Origin of the sequence: Pedobacter aquae (assembly GCF_008195825.1) — a bacterium.
Lineage (GTDB): Bacteria > Bacteroidota > Bacteroidia > Sphingobacteriales > Sphingobacteriaceae > Pseudopedobacter > Pseudopedobacter aquae.
On record NZ_CP043329.1, the window covers coordinates 1,898,056 to 1,910,922 of the forward strand.

The 12,867-nt window shown below is 34.8% G+C and carries 17 protein-coding genes; 2 read left to right on the forward strand and 15 right to left on the reverse strand.

Going from position 1 to position 12,867, the window contains the following annotated elements:
- Positions 1-4 precede the first annotated feature (4 nt).
- The 10 genes from FYC62_RS08295 to FYC62_RS08335 form a co-directional block, all read right to left on the reverse strand.
- Entirely contained in the window at positions 5-448 is a 444-nt protein-coding gene (locus FYC62_RS08295) for a hypothetical protein (protein ID WP_149074615.1), read from the reverse strand.
- A complete protein-coding gene (locus FYC62_RS17550) occupies positions 448-1,089 on the reverse strand; it encodes an ABC transporter permease (RefSeq protein WP_240534867.1) in 642 nt (213 codons plus the stop codon). The genes FYC62_RS08295 and FYC62_RS17550 overlap by 1 nt, the downstream gene beginning before the upstream one ends.
- Positions 1,077-1,619, reverse strand: coding sequence for an ABC transporter permease (locus tag FYC62_RS17555; protein ID WP_240534868.1), 543 nt, complete (start codon positions 1,617-1,619; stop codon positions 1,077-1,079). The genes FYC62_RS17550 and FYC62_RS17555 overlap by 13 nt, the downstream gene beginning before the upstream one ends.
- A 3-nt stretch (positions 1,620-1,622) precedes the next feature.
- Entirely contained in the window at positions 1,623-2,249 is a 627-nt protein-coding gene (locus tag FYC62_RS08305; RefSeq protein WP_149074616.1) for an ABC transporter ATP-binding protein, read from the reverse strand.
- 113 nt (positions 2,250-2,362) lie between these two features.
- Positions 2,363-3,535: a mannonate dehydratase gene (gene uxuA / locus FYC62_RS08310; protein WP_205943824.1), complete on the reverse strand. Its 1,173-nt coding sequence runs from the start codon at positions 3,533-3,535 to the stop codon at positions 2,363-2,365.
- Between the two features lie 17 nt (positions 3,536-3,552).
- Positions 3,553-4,377: an SDR family oxidoreductase gene (locus FYC62_RS08315; protein ID WP_149075885.1), complete on the reverse strand. Its 825-nt coding sequence runs from the start codon at positions 4,375-4,377 to the stop codon at positions 3,553-3,555.
- Between the two features lie 113 nt (positions 4,378-4,490).
- Positions 4,491-4,976, reverse strand: a complete 486-nt coding sequence (locus tag FYC62_RS08320) for a CinA family protein (RefSeq protein ID WP_205943825.1) — start codon at positions 4,974-4,976, stop codon at positions 4,491-4,493.
- A 29-nt stretch (positions 4,977-5,005) separates the two neighbouring features.
- On the reverse strand, positions 5,006-6,259 hold the full coding sequence (locus FYC62_RS08325; protein ID WP_149074617.1) for a DUF2130 domain-containing protein: 1,254 nt from the start codon (positions 6,257-6,259) through the stop codon (positions 5,006-5,008).
- A gap of 81 nt (positions 6,260-6,340) precedes the next feature.
- The gene (locus tag FYC62_RS08330; protein WP_149074618.1) at positions 6,341-7,096 is read right to left on the reverse strand and encodes a sulfite exporter TauE/SafE family protein; all 756 of its coding nucleotides are present in this window, start codon (positions 7,094-7,096) and stop codon (positions 6,341-6,343) included.
- A gap of 58 nt (positions 7,097-7,154) precedes the next feature.
- On the reverse strand, positions 7,155-9,596 hold the full coding sequence (locus FYC62_RS08335) for a PAS domain S-box protein (RefSeq protein WP_149074619.1): 2,442 nt from the start codon (positions 9,594-9,596) through the stop codon (positions 7,155-7,157).
- Positions 9,597-9,760: 164 nt separating this feature from the next.
- Between FYC62_RS08335 and FYC62_RS08340 the strand changes: the two genes are divergently transcribed.
- Together FYC62_RS08340 and FYC62_RS08345 are read left to right on the forward strand one after the other, a co-directional pair.
- A complete protein-coding gene (locus FYC62_RS08340; RefSeq protein ID WP_149074620.1) occupies positions 9,761-10,075 on the forward strand; it encodes an HPF/RaiA family ribosome-associated protein in 315 nt (104 codons plus the stop codon).
- Between the two features lie 114 nt (positions 10,076-10,189).
- Positions 10,190-10,414, forward strand: a complete 225-nt coding sequence (locus tag FYC62_RS08345) for a CDGSH iron-sulfur domain-containing protein (protein WP_149074621.1) — start codon at positions 10,190-10,192, stop codon at positions 10,412-10,414.
- Positions 10,415-10,477: 63 nt separating this feature from the next.
- Here the strand turns inward: FYC62_RS08345 and FYC62_RS08350 are convergent, their stop codons facing one another.
- From FYC62_RS08350 to FYC62_RS08370, 5 genes are all read right to left on the reverse strand, one after another.
- Entirely contained in the window at positions 10,478-10,951 is a 474-nt protein-coding gene (locus FYC62_RS08350) for a YMGG-like glycine zipper-containing protein (protein ID WP_149074622.1), read from the reverse strand.
- A gap of 81 nt (positions 10,952-11,032) precedes the next feature.
- Positions 11,033-11,632, reverse strand: a complete 600-nt coding sequence (locus FYC62_RS08355) for a hypothetical protein (protein ID WP_149074623.1) — start codon at positions 11,630-11,632, stop codon at positions 11,033-11,035.
- Between the two features lie 57 nt (positions 11,633-11,689).
- Positions 11,690-11,908 carry a hypothetical protein gene (locus FYC62_RS08360; RefSeq protein ID WP_039447577.1) on the reverse strand — a complete coding sequence of 73 codons (219 nt, stop codon included), beginning with the start codon at positions 11,906-11,908 and terminating at the stop codon, positions 11,690-11,692.
- A 44-nt stretch (positions 11,909-11,952) separates the two neighbouring features.
- On the reverse strand, positions 11,953-12,354 hold the full coding sequence (locus tag FYC62_RS08365) for a hypothetical protein (RefSeq protein WP_149074624.1): 402 nt from the start codon (positions 12,352-12,354) through the stop codon (positions 11,953-11,955).
- Positions 12,344-12,823, reverse strand: a complete 480-nt coding sequence (locus FYC62_RS08370) for a YdeI/OmpD-associated family protein (protein WP_149074625.1) — start codon at positions 12,821-12,823, stop codon at positions 12,344-12,346. The genes FYC62_RS08365 and FYC62_RS08370 overlap by 11 nt, the downstream gene beginning before the upstream one ends.
- Positions 12,824-12,867 lie beyond the last annotated feature (44 nt).

Genomic DNA, 12,867 nt, shown 5'->3' on the forward strand with positions numbered 1-12,867 from the left:
CTATTTATTTAGCAACAGCTCCATTTAATAATTGGAAAGTTGCCCCATCAGGGTTTTCATTAATTTTTAATTTCCCTTTAATAGTGACAGGTTTATTTGAAAATTTTATTGGGACATCCATCATCACTTCTACCATTTCTGGGATATCTCCCTCGCCACAGAACTGACATTGCATAATAGGTAAAACAGATAGTAAAAAGGTTTTGTGTAAAGCGGCAGTTTTAAGCGGCACTATATATCCTGGCAAGGTAATAGTTGTTCCGTTTAGTACCATTAAAGGAGGAGGAAAATAAGGCTCATAAGTTCCAGAAGCACTTTTTTTAATGGTTCTGGTACTTAATAAATCCCAATATTTATTCATTAAAGGAATATGTTTTGGCGCTTGTGCGAAAACAGATGAGCTAGTAACTACTCCAACAAAAAACAATAAAAACAAAATCCCTCTCATTAATTATTTAAAATTTTGGCAATATCATAACGGTAAACTTGCATAGCTGGTATAATAGCAGCTATGCCACCAAGCGCAATACCTGTGAATAAAACATAAAATTCGTCTTTTAAAAACAAATAACCAGAGAATAGAACTTGTGATTCGCCATCCAAACTACCTAAAACATCTACCAAAATATGCCCAGCTGCTAAACCTAATAAAGCACCAAAAAAAGTAAGGATGATACCTTCTATCAACATCATCATAAAAAGCTGTTGTTTTGAGGCTCCTAAAATGCGTAGCACAGCTAAATCATATTTGCGCTCTTTAAGGGATGAAAATAAAGTTACAAAAACACTTATGGCAGCTATAAGGATAATTAAAATGGCAAAATAATGCAAAACATCAAAGCCTATGCCTACCAAAGAAAATAAACGAGCACTTTCTATAGCTGGCGATGCTGCTTGTAAATTGGTTTGCTCATTTATCATTTTTGGAAATAGAATGGTTGATACCGGAGAGCGATATTGAATCAAGATAGAAGTAATATCTTGCTCTTCTTCAATAACTTCTTCATGATGATGCATAGCCCAAATGCTTGATAAGTGGGTAATTACCAATTGGTCTGCACTAGTATTTTGCTTTTTTAAGATCCCCACCACTTTATAAGCGTGTTCCTCATGAACCTCTGCCCACTGGTTAAGCCATGTGAGCCATAAATAAGAGCGCCAAGCTTTATATTTTTTGCTTTAGCAACATCGGCACCTATAACAACTTCAAAATTCTTCTCCCAAAGTTTACCGCTTGCCAATTTTAATTGATGCAATTGTAAAAAAGATGGCTCAGTACCTACAATTCTGTAGCCTTCATAACTATCTCCCAAAGCAATAGGCACAGCCAGTTTAACCATTCTATTTTTCTGAATTTCTTCAAAATCCTGTAAAGGGATATTACCCGTAGGAAAATCAATAAAATAAACGCTGCTTAATATCAATTGTAAAGGACTGCCTTTGGTACCAACAACCGCATCAACATAAGCTGCGTTACGTTCTAACTTCTGCGTAAGCTGATGAGAAACTAAAATAAGCGTAGTAATAATAGCCATACCAAAAGCCACTAGCAAGACACTTAAAAAAGATGATAGCTTTTTAGCTTTTAATGCTTTGATACTTATCCCTACTATAGTCATAACCTAAATTTGATAAGTATTTTTGAAACAATCTTTAACTCTTTTATCATGCGTTGCGATGATTAAACCTGCTTGATTTACAGCTGCCTGAGCTATAAAAAGATTTAAAACTACTTTAGCATTTTCATCATCTAAACTTGATGTTGGCTCGTCTGCGATGATATATTTTGGCTTGTTTAAAACTGCCCTCGCGATAGAAACTCTTTGTAATTGCCCCACGCTTAATTGTTTAGGGTAATGGTTTAGCTTATCGCTAATCTGTAATTGTTCTAAAACCTCCAAGATGCGATTTTTATCTTCTTTAAGTTTGGCAAACTTTTGTGCTACCAGCAAATTCTCTGAAACGGTTAAACTAGGGATAAGATATGATTTTTGGAAAACGATACCCAAATGTCTAGCTCGCCATTGGTCTAAATCATTTCCTGTAAGTTGATACACATCCTGTTGATTGATGTTAACAATGCCCGAAGATGGCTTTAATAAACCCGTTAAGATATTTAGCAGCGTTGTTTTACCGCTACCAGAATTACCTAATACCAGCCAGTGTTCATCAGATTTAATTGCTAAATCTTTAAAATTGATGCTTTTTGTATGAGGATAAGAATATGTAATTCCGCTTAAGGTAATCATGCTATGGTGCTATTAATTTACAAAATAAGCGATTTTTAACACTATAAAGCCTCATTAATGGATGAAAAATAAAGAATAGCATAAAAAATGCCGGCTTAACCGGCATTTCTTGGTTACAATATACTTTTTGAGATTCCTAATTCTAAACCTCTAAGTTCTGCTAATCCGCGTAAGCGACCAATGGCAGAATAACCCGGATTGGTTTTTTTGGTCAAATCATCTAACATTTGATGACCATGGTCTGGCCTAATCGGGATATTTACCTGTCTTTTTTGCATCAATTTTACAATCTCTGCAACTACAGCATACATATCCACATCGCCCTCTAAATGATTATCCTCATAAAAATCACCAAATTCATTTCTTCTGGTGCTTCTTAGATGAAGAAAATTGATACGCTCTCCAAACTGACGAACCATAGCAGGCAAATCATTATCGGGTCTTACACCAAAAGAACCAGTACAAAAGCATAAACCATTACTTAAAGATGGTACAGCATCAGCCAAAGCTTGAATATCTGAAGCGGTACTTACCACACGTGGTAAACCTAATATGGCATAAGGTGGGTCATCTGGATGGATAACCATTTTTACGCCACATGATTCTGCTACGGGTATAACCTGCTTTAAGAAGAAAATTAAGTTTTGTCTAAGTTTATCAGCATCAATACCAGCATATTGGTCTAATGCTAATTGAAATTTCTCTACCGTGAAACTCTCTTCGCTACCGGGTAATCCTGCAATAATATTTCTTTCTAACAAAGCTTTATCAGCATCACTCATAGCAGCAAAACGCTCTTTAGCTCTCTTAATTTCATCGGCAGTATAATCTTGCTCTGCTCCTTTCCTTTTCAGGATAAATAAATCAAAAGCAATAAAAGCCGCTTTTTCAAAACGTAGGGCTTTAGAACCATCGGCAACGGTAAAAGCCAAATCGGTACGTGTCCAGTCTAAAACAGGCATAAAGTTATACGTAACCGTATAAATACCGCAAGCAGCTAAGTTTTGAAGAGATTGCTTATAATTTTCTATATGCAATAAATAATCTCCTGTTTGGGTTTTTATAGCTTCTGATACAGGTACGCTCTCTACAACGTTCCAAACCAAACCAGCATTTTGCACTTCTGCTTGTCGTTTTTTTATTTCTTCAACTGTCCAAACTTGTCCGTTAGGTATATGATGAAGAGCGGTTACAACGCCCATACATCCTGCTTGCAGAATATCTGATAAACTTACCGGATCATTAGGACCATACCAACGCATGGTTGGCAACATTTGATATGACATTTATGCTAAATATGTAATTAAACCCCTCCGAAGGTAGCAAAACCACCATCTACGTTAACAATTGTACCCGTTACAAATTTAGAAGCATCACTTAATAACCAAATTAAAGCGCCTTCTAGCTCTTCTGCTTTACCAAAACGTTTGTATGGAGTTTGTTTGATAACTAAATTTCCTCTCTCTGTATAGCTACCATCTTCTTTGGTTAATAAGGTTCTGTTTTGCTCTGTTAAGAAGAACCCTGGTGCTATAGCGTTCATTCTGATTTGGTCTTTATAACGATTAGCCAACTCTACAGCAAACCACTTAGTATAAGAATCTATAGCTGTTTTTGCCATGCTATACCCCAAAACTTTGGTAATAACACGCTGCGAAGCCATAGAAGATATATTTACAATACTACCATTACCTGTTTTGGCAATTTCGGCTCCAAAAACTTGAGTAGGTAAAACGCTTCCAAAAAGGTTAAGATCTAAAACTTGTTTTAAAGCTGGTATATCCAACTTAAAAATATCTGCTGATGGATCTACCACAGCACCAGGCATATTGCCTCCAGCACCATTTACTAAACCATCTATTCTGCCAAAAGCAGCTAAAACTTGCTCCTTTGCTTTTAAAAGACTTTCTTCATTTAACACATCAGCTACAACAGCTATAGCTTTACCACCTTTAGCTTTAATAGCTTCTGCTCTTTCTTTTGCTACTGCCTCATTTCTCCCTAAAATAGCAACGCTACCACCCGCTTCTGCAATAGCATTTACAAAAGACTCGCCTAAAACACCTGTTGCACCGGTAACAATAATTACCTTACCTTCCAGAGAGAAAGGGTTATTTTTGTTGATCATCATATTATAATTAAATTGGTTTTATGTCCTCTAGTAAAGACAAAGGCGAAATTATAAAATTAATTGAAAAAGCGATTAATTAATTGAAATTAAGCAAATTGATATTAAATTTCTTAATAAGATTTTAAGAGTTTGATGATATTTTGATAAGTTTGAGTAACTGCAAAAGAAATAACAGCCGCTGCATCTCCTGAAAACACATCTCTATAAGCCAGGCTTTTATCTTGATGAAGAATATGTGTAAAAATAGTACCTACTGGTTTGTATGGTGCTTCGCTACCGCCTGGGCTACACAAACCTGTAATGGCAACTACTATATCAGCACTTATAAAATCTTTTAAACCGATTGCCATTTGCCTGGTTACCTCGGCAGATTCTGGCGTATAATGTTCAATCATGGTATCGCTTACGCCAAGATATTGCTTTTTTAACTCACCATCATAACAAACTAAACCGCCTTTAAATACCGCTCCAGAGCCTTCTACAGTAGCAAAACCTGCACATAAAGCTCCTGAAGTAACACTTTCTGCAAAAGCAATAGTTAACTTTTTATTTTTTAGTAGTTGGCAACATTGTTTGGCAAGCTCTTCCATAATCATGGAATTACAATTTTAACGCCAACACTTGCTTATTCTATTAGAAAAGAATCTTCTGTATCATCAGTTAAACTAAATTGGTTGTTATCTGTACCCGCAATACCCTCTACAGAACCATGAATATGGGCTGCATTTAACATTACTTTTTCCAATTGCTTTTCGCGAGCTTTCCATAATTTCTCCATAGCATCCCGTTCTCTTTGGATGCTCATTTTCATGCTTAGGAAACCTTCACGGATGGCTTTCCATTGCTCGGCAAATTCATTCCCCGTAAGATAATCATACAACATGTGCATTTTATCTCCTTTATTTTCTTGAGAACGGGCTACTCCTGCTATTTTAATGATACCATCTCTTAATAAATGAGCAACTGCTTTAACTTCCGCAAAAGAGCAAATCCAAACACCGTCTCTTTCACCAAAGCAATCCATACCTTTAGGGTAAACCTGGCTAACGATTACCGCAACATCTACACCTGTGCTACGCATATCTTTTTTAAGTTTTTCTATCCATTCCATAGAAAAATCTTTTGTGCGTTTACTCTCGTAGATGATTTTACCACAATCTTGCCCGAATTTATTACGCACCAATTGTACGCAATCTGCACCGCGAACGCCTTTGCCTACTTCAGAAATCACATCAAAAGGGAAGCTGTTTTTTAAGAGCTCTTCTAAAATTAACTCTTGAACTTCGCCTTGTAATTGCATAGAACCTTGCTCGGCTTTTCTACGCATTTCTTCTGCCAGCTTTTTCTGATCCTCGATTTGCTTTTCTAATTCTCTAACTTTAAGCTGGTACTCGGTATCTTTAACACTACTTTTTTCTGCTTCTTGTTTTCTAATTTGTTCTGCTAACTCTTGGCGCTGCTCTTGAAGCTTTCTTTGTAGCTGAATTTCTAGCTCTGCTTCTTTATCTTTTAATGCTTGTTCTTGCTTTAAAAATTCTAATTCTTTTTGGCGGGCAAGCTTCAATTTTTCTTCGTTTTCTTTATTATTTTGTTCTAATAAGGCAAGTTTATTCTCAAAATCATTAGCAATTGCCTTACGTAAATTTTCTTCTACATTTTGCTGCAACAGTTTTTTTTCTTGTTGCAAGCGCAGTTCAAAAGCTTGCTCTTGTTGCTGTTTTTCTTTATCAAGATCTTCTAGTTTCTTCTTAAACTCCTCTTCCTTTTGCTTGGTAAAAGACAGCATTTTCTCTCTCAATTCTTTCTTATACTCCTCTGTCATAGCTTCTTCCATAGGAAAAACATGAGCGCAATTAGGACATTTAATTTCTGTAGACATGAATAATATTTTGATGTTAGAATTTACAAATTTACATCGCTAAAGCTAAAAAAAATAGCAAATTATACCTAATGCGTATAACTATTTTAAAAGCATGATTACAGAAGCTAGTAAAGTAATGGCAATGATAAACCAGCGGAAAGTTTTATCGGTCAATTGTTTTACAACGGTTATCCCTACATAAGCGCCTAATAGTATGGCTGGTATAGTTAAAAGATTTAACACAAAACCATCCCAATGTATGGTATGCCATACAAAAACATGGAAAGGAACTTTAAAAACATTTATCACAAAGAAAAACCATGCAGTTGTACCAATAAAAGAGTTTTTATTAAGCTTCATAGATAAAAAATATACTGCCATAACGGTACCAGCTAAATTTCCTATCATAGATGTAAAACCTCCGGCTATGCCCATAGAGGCTGCAAAAGCCGGATGTTTAGGAATCTTTTCTCTATTTGTCCGCTCCATCCAAATCATGACCATAACACTTAACACAATAATAACAGCCATAAAGGCTCTAAATATGCTATCGTTTATATAAGTGCCCACCCAAGTGCCTAAAATAATACCTACTGCTGCCCAAGGAAATAATTTCTTTAGATAAGACCACTCGGCATGGCGGTGGTAGTATATAACACCAAAAATATCTGCTATAATAAGCATGGGTAAAATGATTCCACTTGATGACTGTCCGCCGAAATAAATAGCCATAACCGGCACAGAAAGCATACTTGTACCATGAATACCTGTTTTAGACATCCCTACCAAAAAGGCTACCAGCATAATTACCCAAACTTGGGTTATATCATAAGAAAAGGAAAAAATCTCTATCAAAGCGTTCAGGTTATGTATGACAAAACAACTAAGAATTTATGTGATAGAAGAATTTATTTTAAGGATGTTGAGTTTGTAACGGCAAAGAGAAATAAAAAGTAGAACCATTACCTATTTCACTTTCTATCCAGAAATCGCCATCGTGTCTATTGATGATTTCTTTAGAAATAAACAAACCTAAACCCAAGCCTTGAAATATCATTGCCGTTTTATCAACCCTAAAATAACGGTCTGATATATGTAAAATATTTGCATCAGAAATTCCTATTCCATAATCCTGCACAGCCACAATTAATTGATTGCCTTGAACTTTAGTGCTTACGTTTACCTCTTTTGCATTTGGAGAATATTTTATAGCGTTGGATAAAAAATTATAAATCACCTGTTCTATTCTAAATTTATCTCCGTTAATATTTACCCTTGCAGATTCTAATAAATTAATTTGATGTGTTGGAGATATATTTTGAATACTGGCAATACTTTCTTCAAGCATTTGATGAAAATCAAACTCTTTGATATGATAGGTAAGTTTTCCTGCATTTATTTTAGACACGTCTAGTAAATCGGCAATTAAAATCTCTAGCCTTTTGAGGTTTTTAGATGCTTTTAACACAAATTGATAGGCTTTATCATCCTCATTTAAAGATTTTTCTATCAGTTGGATAAAAGCTTTTACACTGGTTAAAGGTGTTTTAAGCTCGTGACTGGCTATACTTAAAAATTCGTCTTTTTTAGCCGATAATTCTTTTTCTGCTTGTTGCACCAATTCTTGTTCGGTAATATCTATAATACTACCAATAAAACCAGCAAAATCACCATCAATATCATAAGGATTGGCTTGCGCATACACCCAACGTAAAGCGCCATCGGCTCTTCTAAGCTGAAATTTGTTTTGGTATGATGTTTTGGTAGCTATTGCATTTGCCCAAGCTGCTTTGCGTTCTTCATCATCTCCGGGTGGAATTGCAGTTCTAAAGCCTGAACCCAAGCTTTCGGTAATACCTAATCCCGTAAAGGCTGTCCATTGCTTATTTACATAAACAAAATTGCCCATCGCATCAGATTTCCAAACCATAAAAGGCGTTTCATCTGCCAAGGTTTTAAAATACTCTTCGCTATCTTTTAATTGTTTAAGTTGTTGTTTTTGGTCGTGGATATCACTATTAGAACCTACCCAAACCAACACTTCATTTTCTTTATTTTTTAAAGGAACACCTTTTATTAAATGCCAACGGTATTCGCCTTTTGCATTTTGCAAGCGGGCTTCAATAGTGAAATTTTGGTCGTATTTCATAGCCTGCGACCATAAAATTTGCACTATAGCTTTGTCTTCTGGGTGTACGGTATCAAACCAACTCCAACCATTTGATGATGATTTCCCTACATAAGCTAACCAAAGCTTATTCACATAAATAATATCTCTTCCGTTGGCTGATGTCATCCAAACTTTTTCAGGCATGGTATCGGCCATAGAAGCAAAACGGTCTTTACTAATTTCCATTTCCTGGTTTGCTAGAACCAAATCTGTTACATCAAAACCAAATGTGGCAATACCATCTACCTTACCTTCATAATCATAAACAGGGGTAATTAAATAATCTAGATAAATATTTACCATTTCGCCTGCTTCATTTTTATAACGAGCTTTATGGCGCTTACCTTTAGCTGCTATACCGCTACGGTATACTTTCTCACTTATTTCTTTATCTTCTTCACTGACTAAATCGGGGAATAATTCTTCAGGAGTTTTACCGATATAATCATCTCGATGGGTGAAATCTGTAATGGCCTTATTAACAAAAGTATATCTCAATTCTGGCCCTCTTCTGATAGAAATATAAGCCGGAGCATTCATAAAAACCGATTTAAACTCTTCCTGCTGGCGCTTAATAATGGTATTAAACTGTTTGGTTTTTGCATCAACCTCTTTTTTAGCAGAAATATCTATCACGTAAGTAATAGCATCTCCTCTTTTATCATTTAGTAACCTTGCAGAACCTAATAAAACCCAAACTTTGCTACCATCTTTATGATAATATTGCTTTTCAAAAGGCACACACTCGCCTTTTGCTTTTAATTGTTGAAGCGCTTGAAGAGATTCTTCTTTAAACTCTGGCGGTGTTAATTGATCCCAACGGATAAACCCTTGTTCTAGTTCCTCTCTGGTGTAACCAATAATATCCAAAAAAGCATCATTAGCATCTACAATTAAACCATTGAAATCAGAAATTAAAATTCCTAATACGTTAGCATCGTAAATACGTCCAAATTTTTGCTCGGCATTTTTGAATTTATACTTTGCATTTTGTATAGTTATACTGATGTTTTTTCTAAGCAATAAGAAAAATAAAATAGCCGCTGTTAATAAAATAGCGATGATGATTTTAAAGGTAATTAAATCAATATTTTCTATAAAGAATAAAATAACTGTAATAGAAATAATGAAAAGAAGTGCTATAGAAGCTATTTCAAGGGCATGGTAAACTTTCTTTTCATTCATAGGTAAAAGAAGTTAAAGCTATCATTAATTAAAATGGGTTTATGTACGTTTAAAACAGTAAGCGAGTTGTGATATATATCACTAAAATTATACCATCTTATTACAAAATATAAGCTATTAAAGGCATACTTTTAGATATATTTAAACAACAAAATACATACGTTATGATTATACAGGTTAATACAGACAACAACATCGAAGGAAAAGAAAGATTAAATGAATATGTTAAAGGCATTATAAGCGAAAGCCTTAACAGATTTAGCGGCCATATTACAAGAGTTGAAGTGCATTTAAGTGATGAAAACGGGCAAAAAGAAGGTGCTGATGATAAGCGTTGTTTATTAGAAGCAAGAGTTGAAGGTTTAAAACCTGTTGTAGTTACCAACTTTGCAGAAAACTTGCATAAAGCCGTAGACGGAGCAATTAGCAAAATGAAAAGTGCTTTAGATAGTGCTTTAGGAAAAATTAAAGAACATTAAGAAATCATCTTTTTAAAGGTGTTTAAATTTCATCAGCGTAAGGTTATTTTTATTTACCTTTCCGCAAAATCTTTAGATTGATGAAATTTAAACACCTTTTTTATTAAAATTATTATGGCAAAAACTAAACTTACGGTAAATAATAACGGTTCTTTAAAAGTAGAAGGCGATTTTGAAATTGTTGACAAAGCAGGAAATGTATACCATTTAGGAGGCAGAGAAATAGTTTCTTTATGCAGATGTGGTTTATCTAAAAACAAACCTTTTTGCGATGGTGCGCACAAAGGCCATTTTGAGCATGATGCTACTGCTTTTGACCTTCCTCCTAGAAATATTTAAGTAAAAAAAGCAGCCTAATTTTCATTAGGCTGCTCGTATAAATAATATGAAGAAATATTAATATTATTGTGCTCTGCCAGATTGTTTATCTTTTTGTCTTCCGATGATATAACCTGTACCAGCACCAACCACACCTCCTATTGCAGCACCTCTACCATCTTTTTTATCAACTAAAATACCAGTTACCGCACCTGCACCTGCACCTATAACGGCTCCTTTTGCTGCTGAACTCCAGCCTTTTTTCTCTGGCTGGCTAGCCACAGTATTACTACCACTAGAAACAGAAGATGAAGACCTATAACTATTACGAACTTCTTCCCTTGCTGCAGCTTTTGCTGCTGCTATTTCCTCGGCTCTTTTTGCTTCGTCTTTTCTAGCTTGCTCTGCCCTTTCAAAGCTATCTAATCTTAAACTATCTCTAATAATTTTCACAGAATCTTTAAAGGTATAAGTTTGATTACCTTGATTATTTTTAGCGTTACTATTACATGCAGATACCGCTACGGCAACTGCAAGCGACATGATTAATAATCTCATAATTTCTTATTTTTTCTATCCTCATTAACCTATGTATTTAGGTTAATAACCACCCAAACACTAAGAAAAAACTATGCCAACTTATAAAAGTATTTTATTGCTGAGCTCTTTATCTATAGAAATATAACCCGGATATTTAATAAGTTTATTGCCAATAACTATGCTTGGTTTAATCTTCAAAGTCACCAGTCCTTTTTGTTCTTTATCAGTATTTAAGAAATCTATAATTTCATTACGGATTTTATCGTCGGCTAATAAGCTATAAATATTTGCCTTTAAAGCGATGGGTATAATAGTAGAGGAGCCTGTACCAATGCTAACTTTCTGGTTTACAAAGCCATTAGCTATCTCCCTACCTTTTATCATGATTAAATATTCAAACTGATTGATAGAGGCCTGCCTTGATGTTGGATTGGTAATTTGAAGATTAACATTTCCCTCTATAGGGATATTCTTTCTTAGCAAGCCTAGTGCAATGCCGGGATATTTTGCCAAATTAAAATCTTTAGCTGTAGAAAAATCTTTAATAGCTATACCTGCTAGGTAAACACTATCTGCCGAGCGAATATGATACTTACAATCTTCTAAAGCTTTAAGCTCTCTGGTTTGTTTATTTATACCACAAGCTGTAGCAAAAACAGACACTAAGGTTAACAATAAAATATGCTTGGTTAATTTCATGAATCTTTATTTTTATATCATAACGCTTAAAGCGGATGAAATATATCTCAGCAAATTTTATTCATCTTCTAATTTTCCCTTTTCGGGATGATCATACTCTTCTGAAGTGCTTGTTAAAGGCGGGTGTCCTTGAAATTCGGCATTAACATCATCAACCCATTGTTCCTTATTGGTAGGTTGGTGTTCATTTTCCTCATGAGGATAAAATGGAGATCTTTCTAAAGGCTCTTGCTCTGGAATATCTTCTGTAATGATTTTATTTTTCAAAGGTTTCATAAGCGTTTTTTTCTGTAACACTTACAAAAACACGACCAATACCATTAGAACTTAATTTTTTTGGCTGTTATCCTTTTCGTATCCTGATCCATGGTTTCAAAAACCAATTTTTGGGCATTTAGCTCTTTTACCAGAAAAGGTATAGCTCTTTTTTGTCCGTCTGGCAATACCTCTTCATAACGGATGATATCACCATCTAAAACAAAAGTGCCTTCTGATAATATTTTTCCAGAAGAAACAATTTTGGCTTTACCGCTTTTTTCAAAAACGACATAAGGTTCATCAGCCTTGAGCTCTTCGCCTTCTGTAATGATAATGGGATTTTGCCTCAAAAACTCAACTTTTTGGTATAACCATTTACCTTCAATTTCCTCTGTTCTTAAGCTTTGCTTACAAGCGAAAAGTAAGCTAAAACCCAATAAGATCATGTATAATTTATAGCTCATTATTTTTTGTTCTGTTTGTGCGTATCATGGTTCCAAAATCCATATCATACTCCATAGCTTGTAGGGTTTGGGTAAGCCTTTTTACTCGGGTTATATCTGTTTTGGCTTTATTAATCCAATTGATGAAATAGTTGCGATGAGATTTACTCAACTTCATAAAGTTATCCATTAACTCATCTTGTTCTGCAAGACAAGCTTCTAAATCTTCCGGAAGTTCTACTTTAAAATCAACATCTTCTTCTAAAGTAAGTTTTACCATAGCTCCAGGTCCTTTAGCGATATCTTTTCTAATGGCTTGTTTTAAAGGCAATATGAAATCACCATCGCCAACAGGCAAAAGTGCTAAACCGTTAAAATTATAATTGTCTATTTCTCCTCTCACCCTAAAACTAACTTTGCAAGACGGTTTTAAATCGGCAGCTATATGGCTTGGAATATCAATATATGTCCAACCGGTTTTTTCACCCATTTGTCCGTACTTTTTATAAGTTTTTGAAGCGTAATCATCTACAC